Below are 16,434 nucleotides of genomic sequence, written 5' to 3'. Positions count from 1 at the left end.
AAAGCAATATGAATAGGATTGTAAGCGGCGGAATAACCTACCAGAGACTAAGATGAATGCATCAGAAATTAAAATAAAATCATCTGTCGATAAAAGTGGTTTTGTTTCTCAATTGACAATACAATTGATAATACTTGGACTGTCAAAAGATTATAGCTCTTTTATTTCAGAAATTACAACACATAAAGCCGCTAGAAATACACAGCAATATTGGTCAAAACATCCCTATTGGATTCTAGAGGGACTTCTTTCTGGGGCTTTTGGGTATTGCTTCTTTTTTAAAAAAGCGAAAATAGAAAAGAGTGATCATAAGCAATATGTCTGCGTTGAAGGTGTATAGATAAAGAGAAACCTTATTTCTATTTTCGGTGGAGTATGGAATTTCTATGCGTTTGAAATGTTTTTAAAAATGTCAAAATTGATAGAGCGTGCATCTTCAAGAACAAAAGCATTATTTCAGAAAAGTTTATCATGATGTTTTTGAAAAAGGTAAGGGCGTGTGATGAGGGTGCATAAGGCAAGCCTTATAGATAAATTTTGAAGCCTAGAGAGAAATAAGTTTGAAAATGAGAAAATCTTATGACTTTGGATCTCTCCTTTAAGATGCGATCATTATAAATCATTCCTTGTGCTTAAACGGAGTGTTTACGCGTGCGTTTTCTTAAGACAAATCAACAAAGTGGTTTGATTTATTAAATATATTTTGTTTTTAAAGTCTGTTTTACTGCAAACGGTCTCCTTCAATAAAAAGATATTATTCTTCATATGGTTAAAGCGATAAGAGAGACAACAGGCTTTTTTTCATTCAGATGAATGAGATAAAAAAGTGCTTTCATTGCTCATTCTTTATACTTATCTCTGGCTTTATACTTATCTCTGGATAAGTTTTATAAATATAATTAAAAATATTGCAATACTATACGTTTTGTGTATAAATATTGCTTATTGATTTCTTTTTTTATGTTATTTAAATTATATCTCTATTCATAAGCCACACCATTTAATGGTGTGGCTTTTTTTATTGCCTCATAGGCTGAATACTCGATCTGTATTTTGGGGATGGCTTTAGATCCTTTATTTCATTGTTCTCATTATTGTATTTTGTGACGTTCTTTTGCAATGAAATCTCTAAAATCTTGGGCATTTTTATCTCAATAGGGGCGTTTAAAGTAAAAATGCAGGTGTTTTTTTATTTCTTTACGTTTGTTGTCTTTAAGGGCGTTGAAGTGTAAAGGATCTTTGTTCTTTTTTGGTTGAGAGTGGCATGGGGAAAGCGGCAATGGAGAAAGCGGCGTGGAGATATTCTCATAAATGCTAGATGGCGAACAATGCCAATGTGTTTTTAATAGAGTTTGTTGATTTTGATCGGAAAATCTATTCTTTTTCTTTATGTGAGAAGTCTTTATTTGGGAATCCCCTGCATGAAAACACCCTGCATGAAAACACCCTGTATGAAAAATTTTGTGAGGAATTTTACATCAATAATCTTTTCTCCCGTTGTCGCGATATTCCTTTGAGGAGGAGGCGTGTAAGATTTTACACATGAGTGTTCGTGTGTGTTAAATATGAGGGAGTAGAGCTTCATCTAAATAAGATTTTTTTCATCATCTACTGAACTTTGCGAGTATATTTTATCCATAACACTTTATAAAATAAAGCTTTTTTCTAGAGATCTTATAAGAGGGGAAAGCCAAAGGGGAAAGTCTAAGTGAATTTTGTGCGTCAATCCACGCAAATGGGAACGAAACGCATGTGAACCATAATACATCAAGCGCTGTTTGTTGCATCTTTTCTTTTTGTTGCATAATTTGTGATAGAAAATATGGGGTGCTTAAGAAGACTTTATCGACAGCAGAAAAAACATTACGCGACAACAGGATCTTTATTTCAGAACGTCTTATGCTTTGGACAAAAAATCTCCCAAAACGCTGTTACGTTTTCCTTCCATCTTTGCAAGTTTGCGACTGTCTTTCCTTTTATCTTTATGCAGAGGAGACAAGTTTATGCAGTAGGGGGGGTAGAGACAAAAATCGGATATAAGAGAGGTGGACACAAGTGGGTGATACAAGAGAAGAGGTATAAAAAATCTAGAAGGAAGGGGACTTTAAAGGCAAGAGATGGGCATGAATATTTTGATCAGTGTTATTAATGATATTGCCATTGTTGTTTTACAGCGAGTTTGAAAAAAAACGGGTTGTTTCAACTCATTGCTGTTTGTAACCTTAACGCGTTTTTTTCTTAAGAAAGTGCAGTTTTTTGTTGTTTTTAATCAGTATCAAAATCCTAAGTGTGTTTGAGAGAGCGTAAAACAAATAAGATCTCTCAGATTAAGATGGGCGCACCTCTATCCGAGACTCCAGCTTTTATATGTTCGATGGGGTGTTTATTTCTAAAAATGGCGAGACGGCCTTCATTGAAAATGTAAAGGCGGACAATTACGCGTCTTGTCAGTACCTTTTTGCTTTACGGCTTTCAAAATGCGCCATATCTTTTAAATAGATCATGTTTTACATTTTATGTTTCTCACGTATCTTTGGGGGATCATACCCCTCTCTGAGAAAACAGATCAATATATTTTCTAGTCCACAATGTGCGATAAACCTTAAAGAGTTATCCTCCTCTTAAGCTCATTTCGTGAGGGGGCTTGAATGGTACCAGCCCCCATGACGTGAATAAAATGGATAGGATTCTTCTCTCTTTATGTTTCATAAAAAAGAGTATGCTGGCATCCACTTTTCTAGCTCATAATATTTGCGAAAAGCTCTTAGAACTTAAGACGGTTAGAGGCATGCCTTTCTTGGACAGTCTTTGATAGATGCGTTAGCTCCGCATTGTAACGTTAAATCAAGTGATTTTACGGGTATAACAGGGAAAACAGATTTGAAATGAGAAAATCCTATGATAGGCAGATTTCTTATTCAACATACAAAATAATGAACATTCTTTATCCATAAATGGAACGTGTCTTAACGAAGGCGAATTGTTTACAGAGTGCGATGGATGAAGAATCTTTGTTTTTTCATAAAGGAGGAAAATTTTTCATAAGAGTTTTCTATGATAAAAAATAGTAAAAATATTAATGCTACAGAGAAAAAGCGTCTTTAAGTCTATTGATCATTTGCTGTTATGCCCTGTATTGTGTAAAAAAGTGCTTTTATCATTTGGGGTTGTAAAAAGATTCTCTTGGAATTTTAAAGGGTATAGTCTTTATGGAAAAAAGAATCCGTGCAAGGCAAAAGGCTTATTTTAAAAGATTATATCGCAAGATTGCTTTTGTTTGTGTGATACTCTTTTGTATTGTAATTTTGTGTTTTATTTTTGCAAAGGCGGTCAGTTATTTTTCTTCTCACAAAAAAATAGCACAACAAGCGCCTGTTGAATTGGCTATTCCTGTCTTTGATTTGCGTGTGTATTGCAAGGAAATTTCTGCTTCCGTGATGCCCGATATGAAAAGAGAAGTTTATCAGCATTGTCTTAATTTGGAAAGTGAGGCCTATTTTGCTATTCGTGAAATGTGGGATAAGCTTTCTGATACGACAAAAAAACAATGTTTGGCAATGGTCCGACCGGGGGATGGAAATTATTTTCTCTTACGGGATTGTTTTCTCAATGAAAAAGAAAATGAAAAAGGCAGAAAACGCAATTACTTTTAGGGGGGACACGAAAAATTGAAAGAGTGCGAATTTTAATGAAAAGATAAAAAACGCTTCATTGCTCTTTGCCTTTATTACCAACAACCTCTATACCAATAAGATGTGTTTATTTTGTACAAGCCCTGGTCCATTTAAGACGTGATCGTATAAGCCCATGGGGGCCGCTTTAAAGTATTTTAAGGGACATGTGCGTTTTGAGGAAAACATACTGTGCGCTTTTCATTTAAGGGAAATAACAGTGTGGAAAGATCATTTTGCGATGGTGCTTTGGTAAATGGGGAAGGTGCGCATGAAGGGTATAAAATTTATCAAATATCCTCCTTCTTTCACGTTTCATAAAAGTGCAAACTAAGCGGCATTCTTATGTTATGGATAGCTTTTGCTTGGCCTTTGAAACGATCTATAAGAGGCTTCCTTAGTTTTTTCTTTCTCTGTTTTTACTCTGCGCATGCTTTCCTTACGTGTAACATGCAAGTCAATGATTTTGATTGATCCAAAAAGAAACAGATTGAGGATAAAAAAACTACGGTATAAGTTTTTTTTACTCAATATAAAAGTTTAAGACAAAAAAGATGAATGGTCTTTATAAGTCAATTTGTTGTAAAAATTTGAAAAAGTTCGGAGTGTTGACAGACCAATGTGGAGAAAGAATCCGCGTCCTTTAAGGGTCACTTAAGTTGAGAGACACGACAAATGGATCAATAGATATAACATGGATCAATAGACATGACAAAACTGAGTAGAAAACATTTCTGATCTTTTATAAGATATTTATTTATAATGATAATCTAGCGTTATTCATATGGAATTAAAGACCCGAATAACGTAAGATTCTCTCATTTCAAAGCTGTTTATGTTGCATCAATTAAAATCACTCATTTGCACATCACAAGTGGGATGAGTGTGTGGATTAAATTTGTATAAGATAAGGAGTAAAAATGGTCCTTAGGAATCGTCTTAATGCAAGGGCTTTCGCAACATTGGGAGCTGGCAAATAGTGTGATGGTGCCGGCTTGTTACTTCATAAGTGTAAAGATGGCGGTGCTCAATGGCTTTATCGTTATACCCTTCACGGACGTTGTCGCGAAATGGGCTTGGGAGCGTTGCGAAATGTTTCTTTAAAACAAGCCCGTGAATTGGCAACAGGGTGGCGTTCTGTTTTACGTGAGGGTCGTGACCCCATTTAAAAACGCAACAAACAAAAGCGTGAGGTAATCAATCTCCATTATCTAAAAGATATTGCTCTAGATGCTTTGAAAGGGTATAACCTTCAAGGTATTTTATGCGTAAAGCGCTTTATTGGGGCGCAAATGGGTATATTTTATACTCTCCAATTTTCTTAGATTAAGACAAGAATATAAGAAAAGTGTGATAAGAGAAAAATGTGGTATGCCATTCTTATTGATAGACTTTAAGGGGGAACATTTTTTTTGAGAAGAATCCGATTTTGAAGGAAGTGTAACCTTTGATCGTTTTTTTTAAAATAATTTAATGTTTTTTATTTAACTATTTTCCTTTTAGGCTCAATTTGTTATCAATGAAGAAGGGTGTTCACTTAAAAATCTATAGGGTTAAAATAGAAATTGAGAGGATCGTTGGTAAGTTTGAGAAAGAAGAGTGTGGTCTCTTGGTGATTATAGGGCTTGAATAATTCTTCATATTAATCTATCTATAAGAATCTAAGGGGTTTTGTGAAGCGATTGTGAATTATCGCTCGCAAGGGGTTGTTTTAGCGGTGAAGAGAGGCTATATTCATACAATAAAGAGGTTCGCGCAGTGACTTGTTCGGGCAGAAGTGCTTATGAGTTTGGGGCACGAGGGGGAAGGCATATCAGCGTTTTTAGGAGCGGTGGTTTTAAAGCAAAAGGTGATTTTAGGGCAGAAAAAGGAAAGCTTTCCGTGTTCTCTGGCAGGTTTTTGTTCTTTGTCAGGTATGTTCTATGTGTGTTCTCCTTTTTGTTTTCCACAAGGTAATTATTTTTTTAATGAAATATGGTTTATTTAAAAAAAAACACTTGGCATTTTATGTGAACATCACTAGGTTTCTGCTGGTTGACAGAGAAATAGGGAATTTTTGATTTATGATTTCCCTGCTGTTTCGTGATTTTCAAGAAAATATATGCTTTTATCAATATCAGTAGGGTTCGTTTGAGTAAAACAAAACGCGGATAGCTTGATAAGCGTATGTTAAACATGATCAGCATTATTAAAAAATAATGCAATGAAGAAGAGTCAATTAAGACACACACTCCAATAAAGGGATAAAGATGAGGCCACAACAAAATAGACGGGTACGCGGTCGCAATAATAATAATGGTAATAACAATAATAATCGTCGCGGTCCTAACCCGTTATCTCGCAATTATGAAAGTAGCGGTCCGGATGTTAAAATTCGAGGGAATGCTCAGCAAATTGCCGATAAATACATCAGTCTTGCGCGTGATGCACAAGGTGCCGGGGATCGCGTGATGTCAGAAAATTATTTACAACATGCTGAGCACTATTTGCGTATTATTTTAGCTGCAGCGGGGCAAATGTCCCAATCGGCTCGGCGTGATGAAAACCGTGGTGATGAAAATTGTGAGGAAAACAACGGGCAAGAATGCAGTGAAATAGATTCTGAAGATCAAAAAAAAGATGCTGTCGCGTGTGATACAGATGTATTGCAGGCACAGTCGCAAAAAAAAGATCTTGGTTCACATGTCAAAGTACAAAATGGCGATGCACGTGAAAATGCTGTCGAGGCTCTATCGGATGAGAAAACGAGTCAAGAGAACAGTTGCTCTGAGGAAAATGTTGAACCTGTTAAGAAGACACGTCGTTCTCCGCGTCGGCGTACGGTACGGACTCAAGACGAATCAGCCCTTGAGCTTTCTCTTACAACAGCAGAAAGCTCTAAAAATGGAGATGCATCAACATCAACAGAAGAGGCTTCTCCTTTGCCTGGATTAAGTGATGGAATACAGAGAAAAACGCGTCGTCGCCGTGTGGTCAATCTTGAAGCAGAGGAAAATGTTTAAATCCCTTAAACATGCTGTATTAAGTGTTTATGATGCTGTTGGTATGATGACGAGTATAGGTGTGGTTTCTTACACTTTCATTTGAGTTTTCACAGGCAATATCCGTTTTTTTTTAAAGAATAGAAATGCACTGTTTGAAAGCTTTTCCCTTCATCTCGATGAAGTGAGGGGATACAGAGAAAAACGCGTCGTCGCCCAAGTGGTCAATCTTGAAGCAGAGGAAAATGTTTAAATCCCTTAAATATGCTGGGTAAGCCGGTGATGTTATTGACTTGCTTAATGAGGTATTGTCGTTGATATTTCTTCTGTCGTTTCAATAGAAAGAACGGCAATTAGTGCACCGGTATGATAATTGTAAATCATAAATTTTGTTTGTCCATCAGGGGTTAAAATTTTTAGAACAATAGTGTTGTCTGTCAGGCTTTGCGACAAAATCTGTGTTTTTTTCGGTAGAGAGAGCGTGTGGTGGATAACGTGTTGATTTTTGCTGTTGGAGGAAGAGAGCTCTGTTTGTTTTGGTGCTGATCCCGTTGTAACTTTATAAACGATTAAGAACAGGACGGTTAGAATGAGGAACAACGTTATTAAAACGGAAATCATCATTAAACCCATCAGTTTTTTTCTCACCCGCTCTACAGCAGGATCTAAGGGGAGATCTTGGGGCTGAGGATTTTGCTCTGTGTGAGGGGCTTTTGAAGGTTGCATTGGCTTATTATCCATCATGTCTTCTATTGATTATTTTTTCAGATCTGATGGGTTTATGCGTTTAAAGTTTTTTCTGCAAGAGGTTTGTGGAAGAAGAACGCAGAAGAGAAGGCAATATTGGTAAAATGTCTTCTTTGTGGACTGTTGATCTCTTGTCATTGGCATTTGGGCTTTTAAGCAGGAAATCTCCGCGGTTTGTTACAGACCAGATCAATTTTACTTTTTGTTGATGTACATGAGGGTGTATTTTTATGCATTGGGCAAAAATTTGTTGTCCATAAAATGCAGACTTTTTTATGGAAGGCACCATAGCTTGTTCACAGGCTTGAGCCGTTGGGTAGATTTTAGTCATTGTATTGTTGGAATAGCAACGGTTAAAATCATCCGTACATGAAACCAATAAGAGAATAAAAAGAAGGGGATTCATAAAATATTTTCCAAATGAGTAATTGACAGTATGGACTCCAATTTGTCAGCCTTAAGGCTTTTTCATTGTTTAACGTTTTTAAAGTTTTTTCGTTCCAAGCTGTTTCCAAGCTGTTTCCAAGCTGTTTCCAAGCTGTTTCCAAGCTGTTTCCAAGCTGTTTCCAAGCTGTTTCCAAGCTGTTTCCAAGCTGTTTCCAAGCTGTTTCCAAGCTGTTTCCAAAAAGCCAAGCTTGTGGGAAAAACTGGTGGCTGAATATGTTAAAAACACTAAAAATGTCTCTTGTGAATGCTCTCTAATGTCAAAGGTTTGTTGTACGGAGTAATATAATGGGTTTGTTCTATGGCGGGTATAATGATGCCCAATGGCTGCTTTTAGTCCGTAAGGGCTATGGCGGGTACAAAAGGGCTTGATGGTTCACTTGACGGGGGGAGAGGACCCTCTTTACAGATACTGTTTTTGAAATGAGCTTGAAGGTCCTGAGAAATATTTAAAAAGTGTGTGAAGAGAAAAGTATCTTCTGTTTTGGGTGTTTTCTTTTGCGTGAAAAGGAGGATTGAGAATGCAATCAATAAAAGCATTAGAATAAAAATAAAAGCATTAAAATTGTGTAATTTTTATTCGTTTATTGATTTTGTCATAGATGCGCTTTAAGCTCCGTCAAGCTCTAAAGCGTGATGGTTAGCTTTAACTCTTGAAATTTCATCATTTTTATTCAAAATAAAAAGATATGAAAACTGCAAGAACTATACAAGAAAGTTATACAAAAAAGAGGGGAAATAGGCCCGTTTTGATTTGGTATATAAAAAGCTGAAACGGCTTGTTCTTCATCGTTTGGGTTTCTGTTTAATAGGCCGTTATGGGAGGGATGGACGTTGATGGGCAGCGGGAGAGAGCTTTGATTGTGGCATTTTCATTGTTAAGTTTTTTGCGAGGTTGGGAAAATACCTTTGGGTTGAAGAAAAACAGGGCTCAATAGGTTAGAAATTTTTCTGAAGAAAGAAGTTTATGGTTTGAAAGGCTCTTTTAAGAAAAAATATCAAAATAAGTATCTGGAACAGAAAGGCAATAAACAATCCCTTCTTTAGTCCATTTGAAGGAAGCTGAACCATTGACAGAAATGGGAACAATTTTTTCAAGAACTGCACTGCCAAAACAAGCTTTCTTATTATTTTCGGGAGGGGACCCGGATTCAAAGTGTTCATTCCAAGTGATGATTAGGTGCGTTTTATCATTCAGTTTTGTTTCAATTTCACAGCGCACACAAACGCTTCCCTTTTCTTGCGAAAGGGCTCCAAAAGAAAGAGAATTAACAATCAATTCGTGAAAAGCCAAACCAATATGCAAAGCGGCATTGGGAAAAAGATAAGGATTGACACCCTCAAGTGAAAAACGTTCGGTCTCTCTCATGAGATAGCCAAATGCTTGTGTTTGAACCAATTCACGAAATTGGGCGCCACGCCAATCGGAATCGGTGATCAGATCTTGAGAATGAGAAAGAGAATGAAGACGACCTTGAAATTTGCGTAAGAAAACCTGAAGGGATTCCGTATAGCGAGCCGTTTGGCTGGCAATACTTTGAATGATCGCTAGAAGATTTTTAGAACGATGGCTGACTTCTCGTAGGAGAATTTTAAGCACTTGTTCGCGCCGGCGTAAGCCAGAAATATTAACACCGGTGGTAATAATACCGATGATGTCTCCGTTATCATTGCGGTGACAATCAATAGAAAATTTGTACCAGATCTCTTGTTTACTCGTATCTTCAAAACGTGCTTCAACGGTTTGCATTTTGCCATTGGCTAAAACCTGCAATTTAATGGTTTCCATATTATCTGCAAGGTCAAGTGAAAAAAAGTCGCTGTCACGACATCCAACCCGCCATTTATGGTGCAAATGGTGCGGCAAGTTTTCAGCCCATAAATAAACCAGATTTGTGGACTGATAGAGAACACAAATATCAGCACCACGAATCGCTTGCATGAGCGCGCTCATATGAGATTTGTCTATGGGAGGCTTTGAAAGAGGCGTAACGATCATAATGGAAGAGGTTTACTTTGTTCTAAGCTGCTTTAGAAGCATTCTCTTGAAAAAATAAAGCCTGCGAAATAAGCGCTTTTACCATATCTGGGTTAAAAGGTTTGGTCACTAAAAAAGTTGGTTCTGGACGCTCACCAGTTAGTAATCTTTCTGGAAAAGCCGTGATGAAAATCACCGGTATACGATCATTTTTCAAAATCTCATTGACCGCATCAATGCCTGAACTGTTATCGGCTAATTGAATATCCGCTAAAATCAACCGTGGCTTTTTCTTATGATACATGATGACAGCTTCATCACGCGTACGCGCTATGCCCACAACATGATGACCTAGACCTTCTACCATTTGCTCAATATCGAGTGCAATAAGAGGTTCATCTTCAATAATCATCACTTCTGTAGCAATTTGTTGAGAAATATCAATGGAGGCTTGGTTAAGAAGCTTGCGAAACTCTTTCGTATCTAGATTCATGATTTCACTGGCTTCTTGTTCATTAAATCCTTCAACGGCAATGAGCAAAAATGCTTGGCGCGCACGGGGGGTGAGATAGGATAATTTGGCACTGGTTTTTTGTTCAAGCCCAAATTGTGGCAGGGGTTCAGGGATATTCGGGGTGGTTTGGTCAAAAAGATGGCAAAAAAGCCAATAGGTCCCAATCCGGTCACTGGGTGTTTTAGGAAAAATGGAAATGTCGGCAATGAGCGCTTCCAACATCGCTGATACATAAGCATCGCCTGAGGATTGGCTGCCTGTAACAGAACGGGCAAAACGCCGAAGATAGGGAAGATGCGGGGCAATGCGCGTTGATAATGACATAATTTATAACTCCTTTGACCTTTCAAGCATTTCGTTGGTTGAAATTCTCAACAGATAAAAAAGTTCCAATTTGTATGGAACTTTTTACTGAGAGTTATATTTACAACCATAAGGCGAAAAATTCTTCGCGGTGCTACTGATATTATATGGATTAGGGGGATGAAAAATGAATGACCGTGATGAAAAAAATCTCACCACACACTTTAAAGTTGAAGATGATCTTCTCGGGACGAACAGTGAGATAGCACGGAAATTACGCCAATTTTACATGGAAATTCAAGAAGAAGCGCTACCACGGCGTTTGCTCGAGCTTTTAGAAAAGTTGGAGCGTGCAGAGCAATTTTCTTTAAACAATGTGAAAAAGGTTTGAACCCTTTATGTCAAAATGCGCGAAAAACTTTAAAAAAGAACTCCTTTTGGTATTGCCGGCTCTGCGTGCTTTTGCTGTTTCGTTAAGTGGTAAGCACGATAAAGCCGAAGATTTGGTCCAAGATACGGTGATGAAAGCATGGGCTAAGCAAGATAGTTTTGAGATGGGAACCAATCTCAAAGCGTGGCTTTTTACGATTTTGCGCAATGAATTTTATAGTCAAATGCGCAAAAAGGGGAGAGAAGTTCAAGATACTGATGGTGTATTTACTCAAAATGTTGCGGTTCATCCTTCTCAATATGGAACGCTTGATTTGCAAGATTTTAAAAAAGCCTTAAATCTGCTTTCAGCCGATCAAAGAGAAGCCATTATTCTCATTGGAGCATCAGGGTTTTCTTATGAAGATGCGGCGGCTATTTGTGGCTGTGCCGTTGGAACCATTAAAAGCCGTGTGAGTAGGGCGCGTCATCGATTACAGGAGCTTCTTCATGTCAATGGTGAGTCCGATTATGGTCCCGATTCTTATTCTGCTGGGAGTACATTGTGTTCATTTAACGGCTAAAAAAGCATAATAATTATGATGCGTAGCCTTGTTTTTTTTATTCCCGTTATAGCTATTACAGTAAAGTCAGTATCTGAGGAAATTCAGAACGTTTGGTGTGTGTCTCTTGGGAACACAAGAAAAGCCTATATAAACGCTCTTATGGGCTTTTGGTGTTTGTTCCATAAGGCTGCCTTCCTTTGTACTGAAAAATGACGACTTTCAAGTTCGCCAATGGAAATTCTATGACAACAAAGACAAATTTGCTGCCTCAAATGCCTTCTTCTGATGCAACGATATCACGCTGGCGATGGGCCGCAATTGTTGTTTCCCTCGTGATGGCTCTTTTTGCATCGGTTTTTATTATGTTGCTTTCCAATGCTGTTGATCGAGAAGTTGCTCAGTTAAATACGAGTTCAGAATTACGCGAACAGGCTGATTTGGTGCTTATTAGCCTGATTGATATGGCTGTTGCTGATCGCAGCTATGCAAAAACTCGAAAACCAGAAGATAAAGTCCGCTTTGAAAATGCAGAGCGGGAGTTGGGAGATATTCTCGATTATATCGCACTTATTGTTTATGCCCATCCGCAATGGGATGAATGGTTTATGGCTTTTAAAGGCGAGGTTGAAGCACGAAAAGAATTTATGAATGCCCATATGCAGGCTCTTGATACGGTTCCTGATCAATCTTCTCAACCTTCTGCTTCTTCTGAAAGTCAGAAGATTCAAGTGGCGCGTTTAGCGCAATTGATGACAAGTTTTATTAATGGTGATGATGTGGTGCGACAAAAACATCGTGAGGGAATCGCTTTGATGCGGGCTGCTTTAACATTGGCGGCGATTGTTTCTGTTGTAAGCACTTTTATTTCTGCCTATTTTGTGATTAATCGTTTTCATCGTGATGTGCGCTCTTTAAAATTGTATCAATTGCTGCTTCATAGTGAGAATGCTGCTCTTGAAGCCCGTGTGAAAGAACGGACCCAAGAATTAGAAAGAGCGCGTAATCACGCCGAGAAAGAACGCCAACGGGTTGAAATATTGTTGCAGGATGCAAGTCATCGTATCGGCAACTCTCTTGGGACGGTGTCTTCTTTACTGGGGCTTCAATTAAGTCGGAGTAAAAATGAAGAAGTCCGTTCTGTTTTAGGAGCTGCACGAGATCGTATTCAGACAATTTCCACAGCCCATCGTCGTTTGCGCTTGAGTGATGATATGGAAACGACTTTCTTGGCTGACTTTCTCAGTTCTGTTGTGCATGATGTCGAATTGTCAGTCCCTTTTGAATTGCGTGAAAACATTACCATTCACACAGACTTTAAAGATTGTCGATTGTCTTCAAGAGATGCTACAACTCTTGGAATTATCTTAGGAGAATTGCTGACCAATTCCTTAAAACATGCTTTTCCTGATCAACGAGAGGGGCATATTTATATCTCCTTTGGTCCTCAAGCCAATAGACAATTGGTGCTCATTGTTGAAGATGATGGCGTGGGGATGAAAAATCAAACTTTAGAACAAAAGACAGGACTTGGTCGTGTGGTGGTGGAACAGCTTTGTATGCAATTTGGTGAAAAACCTGCTTTTGAAACGTCTTCTTTAGGAGGGACAAAGATCGTCATTCCTTTACCAAAACTGGGCCACGAAGAGTGCAAAAAAAATCTCTGATTAATTTTTAAAGGTGTAAATTTTCTTTGTTTGTTCGTTTTCAAGAGAAGAAAATAAAGATAGCTTGGCAAAATCATCACCATTCATGAAAGTCTTGCTTGTCTTCAAAAGATGCTACAACTCTTGGAATTATCTTGGGTGAATGGCTGATCAATACCTTAAAACATGCTTTTCCTGATCAACGGGTATGTCGTATTTATATCTCCTCTGGTCCTCAAGCCCCAATAGACAATTGGTATTCATTATAAAAGATGATGGGTGGGAATGAAGAGTCAAACTTTAGTACAAAAAATAGGACTTGGCCTGTGGTGGTAAAACCGCTTTTATATGCAATTTAGTGAAAAACCACTTTTTGAAACGTCTTCTTTAGGAGGGGAGACAAAAATTGTCATTCCTTTATCAAAACTCAGCATCAATCGTTAAAATAATGAGCCATTTGTTTAAAAGAAAATTTTTCAAAATTAGCCTTATGATGAGAAAAAAATACTCAAAGCTATCATCATAATTATATTTATTGCTGAGTTTCTCATAAGCTCATCTTTTTTGCTAAAATGCTCCCTCATCATTCTTTTTTATATTTCCACTGTACACCTTGATAAGGCGATAGAGGCTGTACCTATTTTAAAACGTTGCTCTATTTTTTGCGTACCCGTCTCCTTTAAAATATTTTAAGCGCAGAAATACTTTTGAGGTCATTTAAACTCTTAGATATTTTTTGAAAGACTTTATATTGATAAGCTTTTGTGAGAAAGACACTTATTACGGTCTTTCCATGCTTTAAGTCTCTTCAGAGGGTTTTATCGGACTGTTGATTAAGGAATCAATATTGTTTTTTTCTTGTAGGAATGTTTGCAGGTCTTGGTTGGTTAAGGCTTTGCTATCGGGTATACGGATGCGCATGGGATCAACTTTGACACCATTGACAATGATTTCAAAATGACAATGGGGGCCGGTTGCCATCCCTGTTGTCCCAACATAGCCAATGATTTGTCCTTGTCGTACCTTCACACCTGGTTTTATATCTGGTGCATAACGGCTTTGATGTGAATAACTGCTGACATATCCATTCGCATGTTGAATTTCCGTATGGTTTCCATAGCCGCCTGTGACGCCTACTTTTGTAACAATACCATCTCCTACAGCAATAATAGGTGAGCCTTTTGGTGCTACCCAATCAACCCCTGTATGCATGCGCACATAGCCTAAAATAGGATGTTTACGCGGACCAAAGGGGGAACCGAAAATGCCATTGGGCGTGGGTTTTCGCAGTAAGAAAGGTTTTGAACTCTTCCCTTCAGAATCATAATAATCAATGCTTCCGTCTTTTAATTGATAACGGTAATATTTATAAGTTGTATTGCCAAAAGTTGCACTAATATAACGAATTTCTGGATCAGTGCTTTGAGAGCTTTTTTTTGCTTTCTTTTTACCATTTTGGCTTTCTGTATCACTTTGGGGGACGGCATAAAATATTTCGATCTGATCATTGGGGGTTATTCGGCTTTTCATATCAATATTGGTGGCAAGGAGACGAATAAGACGATAAGAAAGCGATTGTGATATATTGTGGCTGAGCAAAGCACTATAGAGTGCATCATAAGCCGTTGGTAATTGTGCGCTATTGATATAAGAATGAGGAATACCATTTTGAAAAGCCGTTTTTAGTGCTTTAGACATCTTAGGCTCTGTGCTTTCAATGAATTGACCTTTATCATTGAGGGCAATGGTGAGAACATGATACATCCCATGATAAATACTTGCGCGTACGAGATGGTCTTCTTCTCCAGCTTGTGTCACGATACCAATGCGCAATAAACTCCCCTCTTTAAGCGTATCGGAAAGGCTATATTTTTCGAGGGTGCTCACAACTTTTTCAATTTGATTTTTTGTGTAACTGGTTTTTTTGAAAGCATCAGCGATTTTTTGTTTTTTACGAATAGGAATAATATCTTCAACATAATTTTTCGCCAAATCGATCCGCTGATTTTGAGGAGAAACGGTTACATTTTCTTGAACGATTCGAACTTCAGGAGATTCTGTTCCTTGGGAATCAGAAGAGGCATCTTCTAATTTTAAAGGATCGATGAGTGTGAGGACCGAAAGAAGTTCACTACTTTTTTCTAAAGTAAATCCAGCCTTTTTTACCTCTTGTTGTGCTTCTTCCTCTGTCAGCGTATCGGTGTCCTTAAAATCGAATTGATTAACCTTAAAATCATAGCTACGTAGGGTGAGTTTTGTTTCGATTTTTGCACCGTAAATTTGTCCGGAATCTTGTAGATTGACGCCTTGCGTTTTCGAATCGCTGGCAAGAATGCTTAAAGAATCAAATTTGGGATAGCTATATTTCTGAGGACGTTTTTCGGCTAATGCCATGCGAATCCATTCAAAATGTTGTGTTTGAATGATTTTTTCATCGCCTTTTTTTTGCACAATTGATAGTTCAAATTGGCGTTTACTATCGAAGCTTTGCCGTGCATGTGTGGGCATAATACGATCCCCTTTATAGCCATTGGCTTCAGGGTCTTGTGCTTGTGAAAAATTATCTATTGTAAACCATTGTGGCGGTGTTACCAATCGCTGTTGTTCATCAAGAGCCGTAAAAAGTGCAATCCCCATAAGAATGCAGGAAGTGATTCCCGTTAGCACTGTTCCCGTAAGCCAACGGACAGAAACTTGCCTGCGCTCAGGGCGCAAGCGTTTAATGACAAGAGCAGGGTCTTGTCCGGGATCGTTCTTTTGTTGTTCGTTATCCCACATAGATTGTAAGCGCACTTTTCAATATTAAATGACGAAAGCATTAAAAGCATTAAACATCAAATGACAAAAGCTAACATAGCTTAGCACGTTTCTACAAGAATTTGATTAACAGATTACAGATCATGCAAATTCTTTTTATCCCATAATGCCCCATCAACCTTATGTTGAGAAATCTCTTTAAAGCAATCTTTAAAGGAGTGTCAAACAAAGGCTATAAAAGCTATTATGATTAACCCATTTTAGCGGTGTTCCTCTTTTCATGCCTTGCAATGAGGCACTCTATTTCCTTTAAAGTCAGCCTATTTATTTTATTTTTAGTTATTTTTTTGAGATGTCTTGAAATAGATGTTTATTGTTATAATGTTATATTTTTACAAAAAAGTAAAAAATGATATTGACTCTTTTGGGGAAAGGGTTCTATATAGCGTTCGTTGACGAGG

Annotated in this window: 13 protein-coding genes and 1 pseudogene; 8 read left to right on the top strand and 6 right to left on the bottom strand. The window is 37.8% G+C overall.

Going from position 1 to position 16,434, the window contains the following annotated elements; all coding sequences use genetic code 11:
* The first annotated feature begins 52 nt into the window (after positions 1-52).
* The 4 genes and pseudogenes from PVV65_RS05385 (at position 53) to PVV65_RS05370 (ending at position 6,673) form a co-directional block, all read left to right on the top strand.
* A complete protein-coding gene (locus PVV65_RS05385) occupies positions 53-340 on the top strand; it encodes a hypothetical protein (RefSeq protein ID WP_273789475.1) in 288 nt (95 codons plus the stop codon).
* A gap of 2,869 nt (positions 341-3,209) precedes the next feature.
* Entirely contained in the window at positions 3,210-3,653 is a 444-nt protein-coding gene (locus PVV65_RS05380; RefSeq protein WP_273789474.1) for a hypothetical protein, read from the top strand.
* Positions 3,654-4,591: 938 nt separating this feature from the next.
* A pseudogene (locus PVV65_RS05375) lies at positions 4,592-4,912 on the top strand (Arm DNA-binding domain-containing protein); the annotation flags it as partial.
* A 1,008-nt stretch (positions 4,913-5,920) separates the two neighbouring features.
* On the top strand, positions 5,921-6,673 hold the full coding sequence (locus PVV65_RS05370; protein WP_273789473.1) for a DUF4167 domain-containing protein: 753 nt from the start codon (positions 5,921-5,923) through the stop codon (positions 6,671-6,673).
* A gap of 276 nt (positions 6,674-6,949) precedes the next feature.
* Here PVV65_RS05370 and PVV65_RS05365 read toward each other — a convergent pair whose 3' ends face one another.
* The 5 genes from PVV65_RS05365 to PVV65_RS05345 all read right to left on the bottom strand — a co-directional run bounded on the left by PVV65_RS05365 (position 6,950) and on the right by PVV65_RS05345 (position 10,659).
* Complete coding sequence (locus PVV65_RS05365) at positions 6,950-7,378, bottom strand: hypothetical protein (RefSeq protein WP_273789472.1); 429 nt, start codon at positions 7,376-7,378, stop codon at positions 6,950-6,952.
* Positions 7,379-7,439: 61 nt separating this feature from the next.
* Positions 7,440-7,805: a hypothetical protein gene (locus PVV65_RS05360; protein ID WP_273755597.1), complete on the bottom strand. Its 366-nt coding sequence runs from the start codon at positions 7,803-7,805 to the stop codon at positions 7,440-7,442.
* A 78-nt stretch (positions 7,806-7,883) separates the two neighbouring features.
* Complete coding sequence (locus tag PVV65_RS05355; RefSeq protein WP_273755596.1) at positions 7,884-8,072, bottom strand: hypothetical protein; 189 nt, start codon at positions 8,070-8,072, stop codon at positions 7,884-7,886.
* Between the two features lie 756 nt (positions 8,073-8,828).
* A complete protein-coding gene (locus tag PVV65_RS05350) occupies positions 8,829-9,842 on the bottom strand; it encodes a sensor histidine kinase (RefSeq protein ID WP_273755595.1) in 1,014 nt (337 codons plus the stop codon).
* A 22-nt stretch (positions 9,843-9,864) separates the two neighbouring features.
* Positions 9,865-10,659 (bottom strand): response regulator, encoded by a 795-nt coding sequence (locus PVV65_RS05345; RefSeq protein ID WP_273789471.1) that lies wholly within the window; start codon positions 10,657-10,659, stop codon positions 9,865-9,867.
* Positions 10,660-10,825: 166 nt separating this feature from the next.
* On the opposite strand from PVV65_RS05345, the gene PVV65_RS05340 reads away from it, so the two are divergent.
* The 4 genes from PVV65_RS05340 (at position 10,826) to PVV65_RS10020 (ending at position 13,485) form a co-directional block, all read left to right on the top strand.
* Complete coding sequence (locus PVV65_RS05340) at positions 10,826-11,029, top strand: NepR family anti-sigma factor (RefSeq protein WP_273789470.1); 204 nt, start codon at positions 10,826-10,828, stop codon at positions 11,027-11,029.
* Between the two features lie 7 nt (positions 11,030-11,036).
* Positions 11,037-11,591, top strand: a complete 555-nt coding sequence (locus tag PVV65_RS05335; protein WP_273755592.1) for an RNA polymerase sigma factor — start codon at positions 11,037-11,039, stop codon at positions 11,589-11,591.
* Positions 11,592-11,815: 224 nt separating this feature from the next.
* Positions 11,816-13,237: a sensor histidine kinase gene (locus PVV65_RS05330; protein WP_273789469.1), complete on the top strand. Its 1,422-nt coding sequence runs from the start codon at positions 11,816-11,818 to the stop codon at positions 13,235-13,237.
* Between the two features lie 98 nt (positions 13,238-13,335).
* Entirely contained in the window at positions 13,336-13,485 is a 150-nt protein-coding gene (locus PVV65_RS10020) for a hypothetical protein (protein ID WP_404978392.1), read from the top strand.
* 529 nt (positions 13,486-14,014) lie between these two features.
* Here PVV65_RS10020 and PVV65_RS05320 read toward each other — a convergent pair.
* A complete protein-coding gene (locus PVV65_RS05320; RefSeq protein ID WP_273789468.1) occupies positions 14,015-15,994 on the bottom strand; it encodes a M23 family metallopeptidase in 1,980 nt (659 codons plus the stop codon).
* Positions 15,995-16,434 lie beyond the last annotated feature (440 nt).

The organism is Bartonella sp. ML70XJBT (assembly GCF_028618425.1).
Classification (GTDB): Bacteria; Pseudomonadota; Alphaproteobacteria; order Rhizobiales; family Rhizobiaceae; genus Bartonella.
Note: the sequence above shows the minus strand (reverse complement) of the source record. Positions and strands in the feature narration are given on the sequence as shown.

Coding starts and splice junctions, on each gene's coding strand:
- PVV65_RS05385 (WP_273789475.1), top strand. CDS start 53: ATGAATGCATCAGAAATTAAAATAAAATCATCTGTCGATAAAAGTGGT.
- PVV65_RS05380 (WP_273789474.1), top strand. CDS start 3,210: ATGGAAAAAAGAATCCGTGCAAGGCAAAAGGCTTATTTTAAAAGATTA.
- PVV65_RS05370 (WP_273789473.1), top strand. CDS start 5,921: ATGAGGCCACAACAAAATAGACGGGTACGCGGTCGCAATAATAATAAT.
- PVV65_RS05365 (WP_273789472.1), bottom strand. CDS start 7,378: ATGCAACCTTCAAAAGCCCCTCACACAGAGCAAAATCCTCAGCCCCAA.
- PVV65_RS05360 (WP_273755597.1), bottom strand. CDS start 7,805: ATGAATCCCCTTCTTTTTATTCTCTTATTGGTTTCATGTACGGATGAT.
- PVV65_RS05350 (WP_273755595.1), bottom strand. CDS start 9,842: ATGATCGTTACGCCTCTTTCAAAGCCTCCCATAGACAAATCTCATATG.
- PVV65_RS05345 (WP_273789471.1), bottom strand. CDS start 10,659: ATGTCATTATCAACGCGCATTGCCCCGCATCTTCCCTATCTTCGGCGT.
- PVV65_RS05340 (WP_273789470.1), top strand. CDS start 10,826: ATGAATGACCGTGATGAAAAAAATCTCACCACACACTTTAAAGTTGAA.
- PVV65_RS05335 (WP_273755592.1), top strand. CDS start 11,037: ATGTCAAAATGCGCGAAAAACTTTAAAAAAGAACTCCTTTTGGTATTG.
- PVV65_RS05330 (WP_273789469.1), top strand. CDS start 11,816: ATGACAACAAAGACAAATTTGCTGCCTCAAATGCCTTCTTCTGATGCA.
- PVV65_RS05320 (WP_273789468.1), bottom strand. CDS start 15,994: ATGTGGGATAACGAACAACAAAAGAACGATCCCGGACAAGACCCTGCT.